Origin of the sequence: Flavobacterium sp. C4GT6, from assembly GCF_036347315.1 — a bacterium.
Taxonomy (GTDB): Bacteria; Bacteroidota; Bacteroidia; order Flavobacteriales; family Flavobacteriaceae; genus Flavobacterium.
Genome location: NZ_JAZGZU010000004.1, coordinates 300,287 through 316,853, shown reverse-complemented (window position 1 = coordinate 316,853; position 16,567 = coordinate 300,287). Strand labels below are relative to the sequence as shown.

Sequence of the window (16,567 nt, the reverse complement as noted above, 5' to 3'; positions counted from 1 at the left end):
TCCAACCGTCCGGGTGGACAGGGAGGCAATGATATCTGGAAAGTGGAAGTAAAAGGCAATAACACTTACGGAGAGCCACAAAACTTAGGGGATAAGGTAAACACCCCGGGTAATGATAACTTCCCTTACCTTACTACCGAAGGTAAGTTTTACTTCTCTTCAGACGGACGTAAAGGCTTTGGTGCACTTGATATCTTTGTTATCGACCTGAACAAGGGAACAGAAGCTAAGAACGTTGGCCTGCCTGTAAACTCAGGACAGGATGACTTTGCATTCAGTTTTAATGACAGTAAACAAATCGGGTTCTTCTCCAGTAACAGAACAGGAGTTGACCAGTTGTACAGTGCTACACCAATTTGTGGGGTTGAGGCTATAGTAATGGTAAGAGATGCCAATACAGGCAAACCACTGTCCGGTGCTAAGGTAGCCATCCTAGATGAGCGTAACAATGTGATTGAGACCAGAACGGCCGATGCAAACGGTAAGGTAACCTACAGTGTAGACTGTGACAGAGCCTATACCATACAGGCAAGCATGCCAAAATACGAACAGAATACTTTCCCGATTGCCAAGACCCATGGCGGAGAGGTTACAGTAAATGCTAACCTTAGACCGATCGTAGAAATCGTAAAAGAAGTAGAAGTTGTACTTAACGACATCTTCTTTGAGTTTGATAAGAGCAACATCACTAAAGAGGCTGCTTTTGAATTGGATAAGTTAGTTGAGGCTATGAACAACAACCCTGAAATGGTAATCATGGTTAAGGCCCACACGGATAACCGTGGTAGTGCACAATACAACATGAACCTTTCTAACAAAAGGGCAAAGGCTACAGTTCAGTATGTCATTTCAAAAGGTATTGCTAAAGAGCGTATCTCCGGACAGGGGTATGGTGAGAGCGAGCCTAAGGTTGACTGTAAAGAAAACTGCAGTGAAGAGCAACATGCTCAAAACAGACGATCTGAGTTTATTATTGTAAAAAAATAATCAATTATAAATCGCCTTAACAATTTAAACCAACCTAAAAAGTAAAAGCAGCCCATTGGGCTGCTTTTTTTATTATGTATGCTGCTTTTATTGATTATCGCTCTGATACCATTCGGCAAAAGAAGTTTCGGTCTCCTGAAGCCTTAATGAATGTAGCGCTATGTTTTCCGGTAATCTGCTTTTAATTTTTGCTGCAAAATCAATTACCATATTTTCACTTGTAGGCTGGTAATCTACTAAAATTACATGATGTCCTCTTGTTTTTAATTCGTTAGCAAGCTCAATATGAGGAGTGTTTTGGTTAAAAACAGTAGCGTGATCAAAAATATCTACAATTTCTTCCTTAACTATCTTTTTAAGATCGCCAAAATCAATTACCATTCCGTACTTAACATTACTGGTATCGGTAATAGGGCTTCCTATAACGGTTACCGATAGTTTATAACTGTGCCCGTGTACGTTTTTACATTTGCCGTCATATCCGTAAAGGGCATGTCCTGTTTCAAAATTAAACTGTTTTGTAATCCTGATTTTGCTCATTATAATAGTATTAAGTGTGCAAATTTACTAAATTAAATGCATCGCATTAATTTATTCTCAACGTATTGGTTTTCCTGTTATCTTTGCTCGCCTTTTTTAATTATGGCGCTATATGGATGAATTACAGTTGAATCCGTTGTATGAAAAGGTTATAACCGACCTTTTAGAGAAGCAATATAGTGTGGTAGAAAACTTTTTCCCCTTGGAGGAAGTGCTTGAGCTTCGCCAAAGCCTCTTAGATAAATATGATGACGATCAGTTCAAAAAATCAGCTATTGGAAACTGGTCTAACGAACAGGTTATGAAAGCCGTTAGGGGAGATTTTATTTTCTGGCTCGATGAAAGTAAATGTAACCCTGCTGAAACTAAATTTTTTGCACGGCTGAATCATTTTATCGATTACCTTAATAGAACCTGCTTTATGGGAATTACAGAACAGGAATTCCATTATGCATTATACCCTGAAGGGACTTTTTATAAGCGCCATTTAGATACGTTTCAAAATGACAGTAGAAGAAAACTGTCTGTAGTATGTTATCTTAATGAAGAAGACTGGCTACCGGAATATGGAGGTGAGTTGGCTGTTTATATTCCTGAAAACGGAATAGAACGTACAGAGAATATTTACCCGGTACAGGGTCGAATGGTCATTTTTGAAAGTAGCGTTCTAGAGCATGAGGTTAAGCCTGTAAAACAGGAACGTTTAAGTATTACAGGCTGGTTAAAAACAAGAGGAGAGGCTATTTTTTAAACCTCTCCAATGCCTGTTTTGTAAAGTCGGAAAGTACAAGTCTTCCTGATATTTTTGCGCGTTCTGCCAGTATGGTATCCCAGTTTTCAGTGCCTTCCCACAGTACTTTTTTCATTTCGTTCAATGCTTCGGGGTTATAAGATGCCAGTTTAGAACTGAAAATTTCAAGTTCGTTGTCAAGCTCTTTTATATTTTCAAATACCTTGGCATATAAACCTTTTTCCTGTGCCCAGTAGGCATTTTTCCATTCGTGTGCGGCAAGTGTCATCTCTGCAAGTGCGGCTTTGCCCATTTTTCTTTCTACAGCCGGGGCGATTACAAACGGACCGATACCTATAGTGAATTCAGATAGCTTTATAGCACTTCCTTCTGTCGCCAGTGTATAATCACATGCAGAAGCCAGGCCTACGCCACCACCTACAGCTTTTCCGTGTATACGACCTATAATAAGCTTTGAACAGTTGCGCATAGCATTGATAACATTAGCAAAGCCTGCGAAGAAAACAGCACCTTCTTTTAAATTAGATACGGCTAGTAGCTCGTCAAACGATGCTCCTGCACAAAAAGCACCTTCGCCTTCACTTTTAAGTATAATGATACTTACTTCAGCGTTGTTACTAAGTTTATTAAACTCGTCTGTAAGTCGTTGTAAAAGCTCACCGGGGAATGAATTACTGGCCGGATGACCAAACTCTACAGTAGCGATTTTGTTTTCAATTTTGGTATATAAAGACCCATTAGGTCTGGTTGTAGTACTCATGCTTGCTTTGTTTTTGGTAAAATTAAAGCAAAATGAAAAAGAGAAAAACAAAAACTTTAAAAGTTTGTATTTTTGGTAGTGAATTATATTATATTTGCTTCACAATTTTGGGGATGTAGCTCAGCTGGCTAGAGCGCTTGCATGGCATGCAAGAGGTCGTGGGTTCGACTCCCATCTTCTCCACAAGTAAAAAACCTCCGGTGAAAACCGGAGGTTTTTTTGTTTATATTAGTTATTGAGTTGCATGATTGAATCTAATAAAAGTTATTTATGAAATATTTCGTATTAGTTTGCTTTTTGCTAATTATGAGTTGTAAGTCAGGGAAAGATACAGCTACTCTTGATTCCGTCATTGAAATTGCATACACAAAAAAAATAATTCAAATTGATGACATTTTAAAAATTAAATAGCATGATTACAAAAGAAGAGGCCCACGATATACTAAAAAAATATCTCGGAAAAAAAAGGCGTGATTATGTTACCATTAGTGCTGTTAGTGAGATACAATTAAAAGAAAATAAGAAAATCCTATACGGAGATCATGAAAGTGAATACTTAACCGTCTATATAGCGGGTTACAGCACTTTGTGGGGTATGGAGGAACGGGGGGTAGTCGTATATATAGCTGCAGAAACAGGTGATGTATTATATTCGCTATCATCACATGGCTGGGTTGAAGAATTAGAATAAGGGATTATAAAGATATTTTGCCGTCTTTGAAAATGTTACCCCAATATGACAGATAGTTTATTCATACAAATTTAATTATGAAATATTTTGTAGTAGTGTGCTTTTTGCTAATTATGAGCTGTAAGCCAGGGAAAGATGCAAGTACTGTTGATTCCGTCATTGGAATTGCATCAAATCAAAAATCTGGAGCTATATTAAGTACTGATATTGGAACATGTTCAATTGTAGGATTAAGTAAATGGGATAGTATTTATCTGGGTAATAGAGTAAAAGTAAAGGGAGATTTTTTGTTTATAGATGCTGAAACGGATCGCCTAAAGATTGAAGACTCCATTGTAAAACAATTACAGGCTCAAACATATCCCAAATATTATTCTGTGACAAATGCTACATGGGAATTGTACAACTCTGATTAATCTAGGCCTCTAACAGTATAATATATATAACAAAAGCAAAGGATTTTAAAATCCGTTTCGGCGATTCAAAAAGAAATTAAAATTATGAAGTTAATCACGGTATTAATAATTAGTCTTATGTTTTCCAGCTGTGTAAATAAGAATCTTTCAGATGTAGAAAAGTTTTTTGGGGACTCACTCATAGATAAAGTTGAGTATTTAAGTAGTGATGAAAAGTGGAATGATTTTAATGGGAATGGATTTAAGGTGGATGTTTATGAAATTATAGATTTGAATTATATTAAAGATAAATCAGTAGATAAAAATTTTAAAACTTTCAATTTTAATGAAAGTAAAAGCCCTCTTAATAATACTGATTATAGTAAGTACATTGAAAACGGTTCAGGTTTTTATAAAACTATTTGGCTTGAAAATGAGATTAAAACGATAGTTGTAGATACCACTAATAATAAGTTCTTATATTATTATAACTTAATGTAAAAATATACCAACTAAAAACGATAAGTAATGAGCAGCAAAAATCAATTATCGCACGACCAGTCACAGGAATTACTAAAGGTACTCAAGTCCCGTTTTGAGAAAAACATGGTTAGGCATAAGGATATAAGCTGGGATAAGGTAAAGGAAAAACTGGATGTCAATCCTAACAAATTATGGTCATTAGATGCTATGGAAGAAACAGGAGGCGAGCCCGATGTTGTAGGATTTGATGCCAAAACAGGAGAGTATATTTTTTACGACTGTTCTCCCGAAAGTCCTAAACGCAGGAGTTTATGTTACGACCGTGCAGCGCTTGAGTCGAGAAAAGAACATAAACCTAAAGACAGCGCTCTTGATGTTGCTGCGGCTATGGGTGTAGAGATTTTAACTGAAGAACAATACAGGGAGTTGCAAACGCTTGGTAAGTTTGACACCAAAACATCGAGTTGGTTTAAAACGCCCGATAGTATAAGGCAACTGGGCGGAGCTCTGTTTTGTGACCGTCGTTATGATACGGTTTTTCTGTATCACAATGGTGCCGAATCGTATTATGCTGGAAGGGGCTTTAGGGCTTCTTTAGGGGTTTAATAGGTTAGCGTTGGCTTTATACCGTTTTTTTGTCGAATTTTGATGCAGGATAATTAACCATTCCGTCAAAAGAAATAATATGCCTACAGATAAAAGCAAACAACAGAAATCAGAATTACACCCCCGCAACAAAAACAGGGAACGATATGATTTGGATGCGCTTAAAATTTGTACTCCTGAACTGGCAGGTTATATTAAACTGAATAAGTTTGGAGATGAATCGGTTGACTTTTCTAATCCAAAGGCGGTAAAGCTGTTAAATAAAGCCCTGCTTAATCATTATTACGGTATTGAGTATTGGGACTTCCCTGATAAAAACCTGTGTCCTCCCATACCCGGTAGGGCAGATTATATTCATTATCTGGCCGATTTGCTTGCAGAAGGGAATAATGGTAAAATCCCTGTAGGTAATACTATAACCTGCCTTGATGTGGGGGTAGGTGCGAGTTGTATTTATCCTTTAGTGGGGGTAGCCGAATATGGCTGGAGGTTTATAGCCTGTGATGTTAGTGTGGAATCTATAGCATCTTCAAAAAAGATAACCGAATCTAACTATAAACTGAAGGGAAGTATAGAGTTTAGGCAACAGCAAAATCCCAAGAATATTTTTACGGGGATAATAAACAGTACCGACAGGATAGATGTAACACTGTGTAATCCTCCATTTCATGCCTCGGCAGAGGATGCCCAAAAGGGAACCTTAAGGAAACTTAATAACCTACAGGGAAAAAAAGTGAATTCACCACAACTTAATTTTGCGGGAGTAAGCAACGAACTTATTTACGACGGAGGTGAATACAGGTTTATTACCACCATGATTGCCGAAAGTAAAAAAGTTGCCAAAAACTGCCGATGGTTTACCACGCTTGTTTCAAAAGGAGCTAACCTTAAAGGAATTTATAAGGCATTAAGCAATATAGGGGTAACCCAAACCCAAACCATTGTTATGGGGACAGGTAATAAAACTACACGTATTGTAGTCTGGACATTTTTGAGTGAAAGTGAACTGAAAAATTGGTAACGATGCTTAGCTGGCTTTAGCTTCCTCACTCAAAAACACTTCTTCCTCGGGAGGGAAAATAGATTCGTCTTCAGAGAAATCAAGTATCTCGGCGGTAATCACATATTTAATAATTTCGTCAATACCTTTTTGAAGCATTAACGGGGTAGAATACTTACGGCTGGTTGCCAGTACGAGTCCACCAATAGAGAGTCTGAAAAAATGTTTGCCCGATGGGGTAGCGTTTTTCCTGAAAGTAAACTTTTGGACATCTTCTGTTATGGCTTCTATTATCTTCTGGCAATCAGATTTTTGCTTACAGCCTATGCTGGTAAAAATCGTTTTCCCCTTTCTTGATGTGAAAACAAATTTATAATCTCCGTTGTTTCGTTTACTTATCACGAACATCCCCATATTTCCTGCAATAATTTTTTTCTTAGACTTGTTTTTACGTGGCTCTTATTAGTACAAATCTAAATAAAATAAGGGGTGGTTAAAAGGCGTGTTAACTAATATTTATCAAGAAAATGAGATACGGAAACCTAAACATTGGCTAAACATTTTTTAATCAGCAGGATTATGAAACTAAAAAATCCGCCAATACTTAAAGTATCAAGCGGATTTTCCGTTGGACGAAAGTTGTTGTTTTAAACTATAATCTTATAATTCCTGTAATGTAAGGAGCTCCTCCGTTAAGAGGTTGGAAAATTTCAACGATAGCTTCCCATACTACTTCTGCAGGAGGCATAGAGGCTGTACATTTAAAACGGTAGTTTTTACCGGCTACAACCTGCGTAGATACGCTTTGCGGAGTGTATTTTACTCCAACAAAACCTTTCATTGCCTGATCGAATACTGCTTTGTCTTCTGCAGTTAGCGGATGAAAAGGAGTCCATCCTCCTACTAATGTTGCTTCTAATGAATTTTGAGTTGACATAATTTTAATAATTTTTTAGTTGGTTTTCTTACTCGTTAGGCTTTTCAGAAATAAATACCGCCCGTTTATTTAAGTGGTTATCTGTTCCACGTTTTAATTTGTAAATCAATTGATTAGCTTTGCTAAGTTAGTAAGGTAAAAACATATATACCTGCGTAAAAATTACGGTTTTAAAAAATCCCGTACTTCTACTTAAGTGTGTTAAAAAGTGAAGGAGTTTTCTTAAAACCTTTTTTAACTGCCTAATTTTTACTATAATTATTAGCCTAAACAGAGATTATGGAAAACTTAACCGCTGTAAGGCACTATTTGCATCAAAATCCTGAAATTTCACAACAGGAATACAATACTCAAAAATACATACTTAGTTTACTGGAACCCTTAAAGCCCGACAGGCTTGAAAAGGTTGCCAATACGGGTATTATTGCCTGTTTTTACGGTACTGCGCCCGGTAAGAATATTTTACTGAGAGCCGATACTGATGCACTGCCCATACAGGAAACCAATACCGATTTATCGTATAATTCCAAAACTGCAGGGGTATCCCACAAATGTGGACATGACGGGCACACTACCATAATGTATGGTGTTGCGGGGCATTATGCCAGGCAACGTCCCGAAACAGGGAATGTATACCTGCTGTTTCAGCCTGCGGAAGAAAACGGCTGGGGCGCGCGCAATGTAGCTGATGATTCTTTTTTTAAATCACTTGATGTTGATATGGTGTTTGCCTTGCACAATCTGCCGGGGTTCAAAAAGAATAAAATAGTATGTAAAACAGGTAGCTTTACCTCGAGTGTGGTAAGCCTTGCCGCTTACTTTAAAGGGTATACTGCACATGCCGCCGAACCCTGGAACGGTAAAAATCCTGCTGCTGCCATGAGTAGCTTTATGCTGCAAACCCTTGAGCTTAATATGGAAAACAAACCCGAATATATAACCATCACTCCGGTATATATGGAGATGGGGGAGAGGGCTTATGGTGTCTCGGCGGGAGAAGGATCGGTGCATTTAACCATAAGGGCCGATAATAACCAAAGGCTTAACGATACCATTGCCAAAGCAAAAACAATAGCGACTACTCTTGCTCAACAGGAAGGGCTACAGGTAACTTTTGAAATGATTGAACCTTTTGAGTCTAATCAAAATCATCCTGATGCAGTCGCTATAATCCATGATGCTGCAGGGGAGAATCAACTGGAATATGAAAACCTGTATGAAGGTTTCCGATTTGGGGAAGACTTTGGGGTGTTTACCAACCTGTTCCCCGGAGCAATGTTTGGTGTTGGATCTGGTGAGAACTGTAAACCACTTCACCACCCTGAATACGATTACCCGGATGAGATAACCGAAACCGGAATTAAAATGTTTATTGAAATACAGAGAAAAGCACAATAATTATGATGAAATCCACCCATATTAAACTAAGCAAAAATGCTTTAAAGAGTAATTGGGATTTTTTAAGGGAATATTTTAAAGATAAAAAATTAAGCGCCGTTGTAAAAGGCAATGCCTACGGTCACGGTATTGAGGAGTATGTGACTATGGCCGAGCAGTGTGGTGTAAACCATTTTTCGGTTTTTAATGCCGAAGAGGCTTTGCGTGTAAAACAAACAGTAGCTAAAAATACGACCATTATGATAATGGGGGCTATAGAAGATGAAGATCTTGCATGGGCTATTGAGAACGATATACAGTTTTATGTTTTTAATATGGAACGCTTGTATGCAGCCATAAAAGCTGCGGCTACCACAGGTAAAAAAGCACTGGTACATATTGAGATCGAAACAGGCATGTACCGAACCGGGTTTGAGCAGACTATGATTCCGGAATTGGCAGATACATTTAAGAATAATACTGATACTTTAGTTTTTCAGGGGTTGTGCATGCACTTTGCCGGAGCCGAAAGTATTACCAACTACTTCCGTGTAAAAAAGCAGAAAATCAACTTTAAAAGGGCTGTAAAGCAGTTTAAAAATTTAGGGCTTGAGCCTAATATGATTCATACCTGCTGTAGTGCAGCAGCCGTACGTCTGCCCGATATGCATTATGATATGCTGCGCATAGGTATTATGCAGTATGGCTTTTGGCCCAGTCCGGAAATTTTAATAGAATACCTTAATAAGTATAAAACGGTACAGTCTCCGTTAAGGCGTATTATCAGTTGGGAAAGTAAAATAATGAGTTTAAAGCTCGTGCCTCCGGGAGAGTTTATTGGGTATGGTTCATCATATTTTGCACATCAGGAAATACATGTGGCGGTGGTACCTGTAGGCTATGCGCACGGTTTTAGCCGAAGCCTCAGCAATACAGGGCATGTGCTCATTAATGAAATGAGAGCACCTGTTGTAGGAACGGTAAACATGAACTGTGTAGTGGTTGATGTAAGTAATATCCCTAATGTAAAAATAAACGATAAGGTAACCTTAATAGGGGAACAGGGTAATCAGGAAATTACGGTAGCTTCGTTTGGGGAATTAAGTAGCCAGCTAAATTACGAACTGCTTACCAGGCTTCCTATGGATATACCTAGGTATATGGTTTAGGTTAGAACCCGAATCGGTAATTGGTCGATACTAAAAAGGAAGAGCGCCCACCTAAAAATCCGGTTTCAAAACGAAACTAAATATTATGATTTAGCTGATACTGTCCGCCAAAGCACATGCTCCAGTGAGATATGGCCTCCTTGTTTAGGGAATAGGAAATGGTGGTGCCCGATATATCAACATTTTCAAGTTTATCCTTAATCTTATCGGCAATTTGCTTTACCACTACTTTTTGTGCCGGACCCAGGTTTTGGTACCAGTCGGTGTTTTCAATATCAAAGTCTGGTGCATGTCCTCCTATATTCAGGTCAGAAAGGTTTAGTACGCCTTCGGTAGTACGGTTTATAAATAATCCCTGCGTACCTATCCATAGCCCTAGGTTTCTGTCGGGTCTTCTTTTGGATTGGAATATATATCCAAATCTGGGGGTTACCATTTGGGAATGTATGGAGCCTTTTATTTCGTCAAATTTTGTCCAGGAATGATTGTAATCTATCGTTCCGAAAACATGTTTGTAACCACCGCCAAAGGTGAGGCCTGCTCCCATAATATTGCCGTTAAAATCTACCTCGCTTTTAAAGTCTATGGGATAAACTATCTCTACAGTAGTATTAGCCCATGTTTTTCCTATAATACCATATAAATTTACAAATGGTAATGCCCATACATCAATACGTGCGTTGACCGATTGTACACTGGCGTTAACTTCGCCAAACTTTATAAAATCAAGCGGTACAGGTTCCAAATCGTTAATACCTATCTGCAAATCATGAATTTCTATTTTTTGTGAGGCGTTCACATAGTTTATCATAACCCCTGCGGGGTATGGGAGGTCTATGCCACGTTTGGTAATACGCTGTGCCCACGCAGGTAGTTTATAGGGCCACTTGGAGTTGGCAATACTATCGGTGTAGGCCTGCATGTTATCCTGAGCAAAGGCATGACATTCAAATAGTAATAGGAGTAGGTATAAGTAGTAAGGCTGTCTCATAGGCTACTTTATTTGTTACGGGCTATAGGGATTCCCACGCCAAAATGGAAATACTGGTTCACTCCTGTAAAGGGTACATTACTTTTGTATATGTTGGTTAAACCTGAACAAAACCTCAAGTTGAGGTGTATACCGTTTCCTTCCTTAAGTATATATTGGATATCGGTAGCAAAACCGGCATCAAACCTATGCATATAATCTTTGGTTTTATATTCTACCGTTTCTGTAGATCCGTCATCCCGGTCTTCTATATAAAAATCCTTTGCACCTATCCGTACTCCAAACTGTGGTCCTATTGCTATACTGAATGATGGTGTGAACTTATACCGTAGCAAGGGTACTATTTCAAAATAAACCAGTTTGCGATGTATGGTAGCATCTGGAGAATAAACTCCGTTCGGAATTATCTCATAGTTCAGCGGAATTTCCTTAAGTCCTTTGGGTGATTTGAATGACATAAAATTGCTTATCATCCAATTACCTTTTAGCTTAATGTCGGTATAAGCACCAATAGCAAGACCACTGGCATTTTTACTGTTATCGGTATTGGTTATATAAGATGATTGTCCGGCAAAGTATAACCCTACCGATACTTTATCACTGGATATCTTGTCTCCAAAGAAGAGTGCTATTACAGCTTGGCCTGAAGCAAGAAACGGACAGGCGATAAACACTATAATGAACAGGAACCGATGGGCAGGTTGTAGCATCTGCATAATTATTGTTGGTTTAGGTTAATCGGTTCTTTTGGGTTTAAGATCTTGTTATTGTTAAAGTTACGTATCTTTTTGCTTTAATACTTATTTATTTTTACTCTAACAGTTTACGTTTAGTTAATAAAGATAACATTGATTTAGTGTTATAGTCACCTTGACATAATGTAAGGCTAACGCTTACGTTAAATGTGACTTTTAGTTTTGCGCCCAACAAACACAAAGATTAAATCAATGAAACAACTATTACTATTAATCACGGCTTTTGTGCTAAGTGTATCTGCTTATGCTCAAAAGAACGGGGTAATCTCGGGAAAGATTACCGATCAGGATGAAAATTTCTCACTTCCCGGTGCTACAGTTAGACTTAGCGAAGGAAATAAATACACCGTATCTGACCAGATAGGTGATTTTGAATTTCTTAATGTACCAGCCGGTACTTATACTGTAGAGGTATTGTATTTAGGATACCAAACCCAGTCACAACAGGTTGTTGTGGAAGAGGGTAAAAATGCAACCGTAAATTTTGTATTGGTTAGCGGATCTGAAACACTTGATGAAATTGTTGTTGTGGGTGACGCTCTAAGAGGTCAGGCAAGAGCAATCAATCAGCAAAAAAACAACAGTAACATTACTAATGTTATTTCCAGTGATCAGGTAGGTCGTTTTCCTGATTCAAATATTGGTGATGCATTAAAGCGTGTACCTGGTATTACTATGCAAAATGACCAGGGTGAGGCACGTAATATTATTATCCGTGGTTTGGCTCCGTCACTTAACTCGGTAACCCTTAACGGTGACAGGATTCCTTCTGCCGAAGGTGATAACCGTAATGTACAGATGGACCTTATACCGTCTGACATGATTTCTACCATTCAGGTAAATAAAACACTTACGCCGGATATGGATGCCGATGCAATTGGTGGATCAGTAAACCTTGTTACACGTGCTACACCAAACGGTGAAAGAATCTCTGCTACACTTGCAGGTGGTTATGGTCCAATTAGAGATAAAGGTATTTATACTGCCGGACTTGTTTACGGTAACCGTTACTTTGATAACAAACTGGGTGTTGTTCTTAGCGGATCCTACAACAACAACGATTTTGGTAGTGACAACATTGAGGCCGACTGGACTCAGGATGATTTTGGGAATGTATATGTAAAAGAGCAACAAATAAGAAAGTATGACGTACAACGTATACGTCGTAGCGGATCGTTTGCAATAGACTATAAGTTTAACGATTACAATACTATTTTTGCCAGCGGTATTTACAACTGGAGAGATGACCGTGAAAACCGTTTCAGAACTACTTATGATGATATCGATCCGTTATACAACGGTGAGCAAATTGTAGGTTATACAGGTGTGGTTAAAAGAGAAACTAAAGGTGGTATAGATAACAACCGTAACAAAAACAGAAGACTTGAAGATCAACGTGTACAAAACTACTCTTTAAGAGGGGAGCATCTTTTAAGTCCTAAACTTGATTTAGACTGGGGTGTAAACTATGCAACAGCAAAAGAGTTCCGTCCTAATGAGCGTTACATTGAGTTTGAACAGGAAGACCTTCCTTTTGGTGTAGACCTTTCAAACATGAAAAAACCGTATGTAACTACTACAGGTGAAGATCCTTCACTAATGGAATTTAGTGAACTTACAGAAAACCGTGACTACACTAAAGAAAGTGAGTTTGGTGCTAAAGTAAATATCCGTTTCCCGTTCTCTGTTATTGAAGGGCAAAAAGGACGTTTAAGAACAGGTTTACGTTTACGTTTAAAAGATAAAACAAGACAGAACAACTTCTATGCATATGAGCCGCAAGGTGACCTAACTCTTGCAGATGTTGCTACAAGCTACTGGGGTGGTGACGGATTTAATCCGGGAAGCCAGTATGTGCCGGGTATATATGCTTCTGCAGCATATCTTGGTGGGTTAGACCTAAACAATCCTGCACTTTACAACAGCGAGTCAGATCCGTCTGAATTCCTTGCTGTAAACTACAAAGCAAAAGAGAATATTTTTGCAGGTTATGTAAGATGGGATCAGGATTTCAACAGCAAATTATCTATGATAATTGGTGCCCGTATAGAAAATACACATATTGACTATACCGGTAACAGGGTGCTTGACGAAGAGGAACTTGAAGGTAAAATAGAGAATACAAACTCTTACACTAACATACTTCCAAGTGTTACGTTTAAATATAATGCTACCGAGGATTTTGTAATCAGGGCTGCATTCACTACAGCTTTAGCAAGACCTAACTATTATGCACTTGCTCCATACATTAACAACATCGCTTCAGATACTGAAATCATAGCAGGTAACCCTGATCTTGATGCTACTTATTCTTATAACTTCGACTTAATGGCAGAGAATTACTTTAAGTCGGTAGGTTTAATATCAGGAGGTGTTTTCTACAAAAACCTTCAGGATTTCATTTACACTTACAGCAACAACCAGTATACTTCAGAAAATTTTGCTAATGACTTCCCTAATCAGGCAGATAATCCTGTGCCTGTGGGAGAACAGTGGACATTTATCCAGTCAAGAAACGGTGATAATGTAGATGTATACGGTTTTGAGGTGGCTTTCCAGAGACAGCTTGACTTCCTTCCGGGCTTCCTTAGATACTTTGGTGTGTATGTTAACTATACTTACACGGATTCTAAAGCTAAGGGTATTGCTGATGAGGATGGTAACGAAAGAACAGATGTTACACTACCGGGTACTGCACCTCACATGTTTAACGGATCGCTTTCATGGGAAAACAGCAGATTCTCTGCAAGAGCTTCTGCAAACTTCACTTCTGATTACCTTGACGAACTGGGTGCAGATGAATTTAGCGACAGCTATTACGACAAGCAGTTCTTCCTTGATATCAACGCTTCATACAAGATTACTAAAAACCTTCGCATCTTTGCAGAGGCTAAAAATATTACCAATCAGCCGTTACGTTACTACCAGGGCGTATCAAACAGGGTGAAGCAGTTAGAGTACTACGAAGGTCGTTACAACCTTGGTCTTAAATTTGACTTCTAATAAAAAAATATAATTTTAATGAGCCGGCATTAATTTGCCGGCCTCATTAATCAATGCTTATGAAAAAAATAGTTTTACTTATTGCGTGTTTTGCTTTCCTTAATGCAGGCGCACAGGGATATTTAAAAGAAACTGAATCAGGTTATCAGGGAAAATTTATCCCAAAGCTGCAACAGGAAGACGATGCGCTTCACTTTTTGGTACTGGGTGATTTTGGCCGCCACGGGCAATACCATCAAAAACCGGTAGCCGAACAAATGGGGGCTGCTGCCATAACGCTTGATATAGATTTTACCATATCTGTAGGTGATAATTTCTACCCTAACGGGATAGAGAGCACGCAGGATCCTCAGCTTCAAAATTCGTTTGAGGATATTTATACCAATACCAAGCTGTATGAAAACTGGTATGTGGCACTGGGTAATCACGATTACAATGGTAACATCCAGGCCCAGATAGATTACACAAAAGTGAGCCGTCGCTGGCAAATGCCCGATACGTATTACAGTGAGACATTCAAACTAAAGGATGGCAGCAAACTGCTTATGGTGGTTATGGATACCAATCCGTTTATAGACGGTTACTATAAAAAGGATAATGATATGTATGAAAATATCATTAAGCAGGACACTACAGCCCAAAGGAAATGGCTGGCTGAAACACTGGAAAAAACCGATGCCAAATGGAAAATAGTTGTAGGACATCATCCGTTATATAGCGGAGGGAAAAGAAAAAACAGTGACGATACAAAAGCCTTTGAGAAAAAGTTTGCTTCTTTTTTTGATAAGTATAAAGTAGACGCTTACCTGTGCGGGCACGAGCACGACCTGCAGGTTGTAAAACCAAAGGGGCGTTATACTACTCAGTTCCTTTCGGGGGCAGGTAGTGAGGTAAGACCAAGCGGGGAGCGCGAAGGAACCCTTTTTGCCGATAATCAGGCAGGGTTTATGTGCTTTTCTGTAACCGGTAAAAAGTTACTGGTGCAGTTAGTTAACGAGCACGGAGATATTATTTACAAAACAGAAATGAATAAAAAATGATAAAGAATATAACATTTGCAGCAGCTATTGGATTTACACTTGTTTCCTGCGGAGATAAGCTGGCCCCGGTAAGGGAAGACGCTGTTAAGCCTGCTGTAGTAACACAACCTACACCACACGACACTGATGACCCTTCTATATGGATTAATCTGGAAGATGCTTCTAAAAGCTATATAGTAGGTACAGATAAGGATACCGATGGCGGACTGTATATGTATGATCTTGAAGGGAAAATCGTGAAAAAGTCGGTTACCCTTAAAAGACCTAACAATGTAGATATCGCATACGGACTTATGGTAGCAGGTAAAAAAACAGATGTTGCCGTAACGACCGAAAGGGAAACAAACAAGATAAGGATATTTAGCCTGCCGGAACTTGAACCGATTGATAATGGCGGTATCGAGGTTTTTGAAGGTGAAACAGAGCGCGACCCGATGGGAGTTTCGCTTTATACTCAAACTAAAGACAGTGTAACGGCTATTTATGCTATAGTAGGCAGAAAAAGCGGTCCTTCGGGAAGTTACCTGTGGCAGTATCAGCTAAACGGCAACGATAACGGTACTGTAACGGCAAACGTTGTAAGGAAATTTGGTAACTACAGCGGTAACAAAGAGATTGAGGCTATAGCTGTAGATAACGAGCTTGGAGTAGTTTATTATAGCGACGAGGGTAAAGGTATAAGAAAATACAATGCCGCTCCTGAAGGCGGAAATGAGGAGCTTGCCTTTTTTGGACAGGAAGGCTTTAAGCAGGATCACGAAGGTATTGCAATATATAAGGCTACCGATTCTACCGGATATATACTGATATCTAATCAGCAGGCAAATACCTTTATGGTATACCCGCGTGAGGGTGTTAACGGAAATCCTAACGAATACAAACTACTGGCAGAGGTGCCAACCTCAACTATAGAGTGTGACGGAGCCGATGCTACCAGTGTTAACCTGGGAGGTAAATTCCCTAAAGGTATGTTTGTTGCCATGAGCAACGGTATGACTTTCCACTATTACGACTGGAACACTATCCAAAAAGTAATAGATGAAAATAAAAAACAGTAAGACAGATAAAATGTGAGACTATCT

General features: G+C 38.8%; 18 protein-coding genes and 1 tRNA gene. 13 read left to right on the top strand and 6 right to left on the bottom strand.

The window, feature by feature from the left end; translation table 11 throughout:
- On the top strand, positions 1-987 hold a 987-nt coding region (locus V3Z67_RS07695), incomplete at its 5' end, for an OmpA family protein (protein WP_330442748.1).
- Between the two features lie 87 nt (positions 988-1,074).
- On the opposite strand, the gene V3Z67_RS07690 is transcribed toward V3Z67_RS07695, so the two are convergent.
- Positions 1,075-1,527: a 6-pyruvoyl trahydropterin synthase family protein gene (locus tag V3Z67_RS07690; RefSeq protein WP_157483749.1), complete on the bottom strand. Its 453-nt coding sequence runs from the start codon at positions 1,525-1,527 to the stop codon at positions 1,075-1,077.
- Between the two features lie 112 nt (positions 1,528-1,639).
- Between V3Z67_RS07690 and V3Z67_RS07685 the strand changes: the two genes are divergently transcribed.
- Entirely contained in the window at positions 1,640-2,278 is a 639-nt protein-coding gene (locus V3Z67_RS07685) for a 2OG-Fe(II) oxygenase (protein ID WP_330442747.1), read from the top strand.
- Here the strand turns inward: V3Z67_RS07685 and V3Z67_RS07680 are convergent.
- Positions 2,268-3,038: an enoyl-CoA hydratase/isomerase family protein gene (locus tag V3Z67_RS07680; RefSeq protein ID WP_330442746.1), complete on the bottom strand. Its 771-nt coding sequence runs from the start codon at positions 3,036-3,038 to the stop codon at positions 2,268-2,270. The two genes, V3Z67_RS07685 and V3Z67_RS07680, sit on opposite strands and share 11 nt — an antisense overlap.
- Positions 3,039-3,147: 109 nt before the next feature.
- Here V3Z67_RS07680 and V3Z67_RS07675 point away from each other — a divergent pair.
- The 6 genes from V3Z67_RS07675 (at position 3,148) to rlmF (ending at position 6,234) form a co-directional block, all read left to right on the top strand.
- Positions 3,148-3,221 (top strand) — tRNA-Ala (locus V3Z67_RS07675).
- 229 nt (positions 3,222-3,450) lie between these two features.
- Positions 3,451-3,729, top strand: coding sequence for a hypothetical protein (locus V3Z67_RS07670; RefSeq protein ID WP_330442745.1), 279 nt, complete (start codon positions 3,451-3,453; stop codon positions 3,727-3,729).
- A 77-nt stretch (positions 3,730-3,806) separates the two neighbouring features.
- Complete coding sequence (locus tag V3Z67_RS07665; RefSeq protein WP_330442744.1) at positions 3,807-4,145, top strand: hypothetical protein; 339 nt, start codon at positions 3,807-3,809, stop codon at positions 4,143-4,145.
- Between the two features lie 84 nt (positions 4,146-4,229).
- Complete coding sequence (locus tag V3Z67_RS07660; protein ID WP_330442743.1) at positions 4,230-4,625, top strand: hypothetical protein; 396 nt, start codon at positions 4,230-4,232, stop codon at positions 4,623-4,625.
- Positions 4,626-4,652: 27 nt separating this feature from the next.
- Positions 4,653-5,213, top strand: coding sequence for a DUF4256 domain-containing protein (locus tag V3Z67_RS07655; RefSeq protein WP_330442742.1), 561 nt, complete (start codon positions 4,653-4,655; stop codon positions 5,211-5,213).
- A gap of 79 nt (positions 5,214-5,292) precedes the next feature.
- On the top strand, positions 5,293-6,234 hold the full coding sequence (gene rlmF, locus V3Z67_RS07650; protein WP_330442741.1) for a 23S rRNA (adenine(1618)-N(6))-methyltransferase RlmF: 942 nt from the start codon (positions 5,293-5,295) through the stop codon (positions 6,232-6,234).
- 6 nt (positions 6,235-6,240) lie between these two features.
- On the opposite strand, the gene V3Z67_RS07645 is transcribed toward rlmF, so the two are convergent.
- On the bottom strand, positions 6,241-6,627 hold the full coding sequence (locus tag V3Z67_RS07645; protein ID WP_330442740.1) for a DUF1508 domain-containing protein: 387 nt from the start codon (positions 6,625-6,627) through the stop codon (positions 6,241-6,243).
- Positions 6,628-6,865: 238 nt separating this feature from the next.
- Positions 6,866-7,150, bottom strand: coding sequence for a hypothetical protein (locus V3Z67_RS07640; protein WP_330442739.1), 285 nt, complete (start codon positions 7,148-7,150; stop codon positions 6,866-6,868).
- A 279-nt stretch (positions 7,151-7,429) separates the two neighbouring features.
- Here V3Z67_RS07640 and V3Z67_RS07635 point away from each other — a divergent pair, with 279 nt between their 5' ends.
- Positions 7,430-8,548 (top strand): amidohydrolase, encoded by a 1,119-nt coding sequence (locus V3Z67_RS07635; protein ID WP_330442738.1) that lies wholly within the window; start codon positions 7,430-7,432, stop codon positions 8,546-8,548.
- A gap of 2 nt (positions 8,549-8,550) precedes the next feature.
- Entirely contained in the window at positions 8,551-9,696 is a 1,146-nt protein-coding gene (gene alr / locus V3Z67_RS07630) for an alanine racemase (RefSeq protein ID WP_330442737.1), read from the top strand.
- 76 nt (positions 9,697-9,772) lie between these two features.
- Here the strand turns inward: alr and V3Z67_RS07625 are convergent, their stop codons facing one another.
- Positions 9,773-10,687, bottom strand: a complete 915-nt coding sequence (locus tag V3Z67_RS07625) for a hypothetical protein (protein WP_330442736.1) — start codon at positions 10,685-10,687, stop codon at positions 9,773-9,775.
- Positions 10,688-10,695: 8 nt separating this feature from the next.
- A complete protein-coding gene (locus V3Z67_RS07620; protein ID WP_330442735.1) occupies positions 10,696-11,403 on the bottom strand; it encodes an outer membrane beta-barrel protein in 708 nt (235 codons plus the stop codon).
- 231 nt (positions 11,404-11,634) lie between these two features.
- On the opposite strand from V3Z67_RS07620, the gene V3Z67_RS07615 reads away from it, so the two are divergent.
- From V3Z67_RS07615 to V3Z67_RS07605, 3 genes are read left to right on the top strand one after another with little or no spacing between them, the layout of a single operon-like run.
- Complete coding sequence (locus V3Z67_RS07615) at positions 11,635-14,445, top strand: TonB-dependent receptor (RefSeq protein ID WP_330442734.1); 2,811 nt, start codon at positions 11,635-11,637, stop codon at positions 14,443-14,445.
- A 59-nt stretch (positions 14,446-14,504) separates the two neighbouring features.
- Positions 14,505-15,485 (top strand): metallophosphoesterase, encoded by a 981-nt coding sequence (locus V3Z67_RS07610; protein WP_330442733.1) that lies wholly within the window; start codon positions 14,505-14,507, stop codon positions 15,483-15,485.
- Complete coding sequence (locus tag V3Z67_RS07605; protein ID WP_330442732.1) at positions 15,482-16,543, top strand: phytase; 1,062 nt, start codon at positions 15,482-15,484, stop codon at positions 16,541-16,543. The genes V3Z67_RS07610 and V3Z67_RS07605 overlap by 4 nt, the downstream gene beginning before the upstream one ends.
- Positions 16,544-16,567 lie beyond the last annotated feature (24 nt).

Coding starts and splice junctions, on each gene's coding strand:
- V3Z67_RS07685 (WP_330442747.1), top strand. CDS start 1,640: ATGGATGAATTACAGTTGAATCCGTTGTATGAAAAGGTTATAACCGAC.
- V3Z67_RS07615 (WP_330442734.1), top strand. CDS start 11,635: ATGAAACAACTATTACTATTAATCACGGCTTTTGTGCTAAGTGTATCT.
- V3Z67_RS07690 (WP_157483749.1), bottom strand. CDS start 1,527: ATGAGCAAAATCAGGATTACAAAACAGTTTAATTTTGAAACAGGACAT.
- V3Z67_RS07610 (WP_330442733.1), top strand. CDS start 14,505: ATGAAAAAAATAGTTTTACTTATTGCGTGTTTTGCTTTCCTTAATGCA.
- V3Z67_RS07645 (WP_330442740.1), bottom strand. CDS start 6,627: ATGGGGATGTTCGTGATAAGTAAACGAAACAACGGAGATTATAAATTT.
- rlmF (WP_330442741.1), top strand. CDS start 5,293: ATGCCTACAGATAAAAGCAAACAACAGAAATCAGAATTACACCCCCGC.
- V3Z67_RS07670 (WP_330442745.1), top strand. CDS start 3,451: ATGATTACAAAAGAAGAGGCCCACGATATACTAAAAAAATATCTCGGA.
- V3Z67_RS07635 (WP_330442738.1), top strand. CDS start 7,430: ATGGAAAACTTAACCGCTGTAAGGCACTATTTGCATCAAAATCCTGAA.
- V3Z67_RS07665 (WP_330442744.1), top strand. CDS start 3,807: ATGAAATATTTTGTAGTAGTGTGCTTTTTGCTAATTATGAGCTGTAAG.
- V3Z67_RS07680 (WP_330442746.1), bottom strand. CDS start 3,038: ATGAGTACTACAACCAGACCTAATGGGTCTTTATATACCAAAATTGAA.
- V3Z67_RS07620 (WP_330442735.1), bottom strand. CDS start 11,403: ATGCAGATGCTACAACCTGCCCATCGGTTCCTGTTCATTATAGTGTTT.
- V3Z67_RS07625 (WP_330442736.1), bottom strand. CDS start 10,687: ATGAGACAGCCTTACTACTTATACCTACTCCTATTACTATTTGAATGT.
- V3Z67_RS07640 (WP_330442739.1), bottom strand. CDS start 7,150: ATGTCAACTCAAAATTCATTAGAAGCAACATTAGTAGGAGGATGGACT.
- V3Z67_RS07655 (WP_330442742.1), top strand. CDS start 4,653: ATGAGCAGCAAAAATCAATTATCGCACGACCAGTCACAGGAATTACTA.
- V3Z67_RS07605 (WP_330442732.1), top strand. CDS start 15,482: ATGATAAAGAATATAACATTTGCAGCAGCTATTGGATTTACACTTGTT.
- alr (WP_330442737.1), top strand. CDS start 8,551: ATGATGAAATCCACCCATATTAAACTAAGCAAAAATGCTTTAAAGAGT.
- V3Z67_RS07660 (WP_330442743.1), top strand. CDS start 4,230: ATGAAGTTAATCACGGTATTAATAATTAGTCTTATGTTTTCCAGCTGT.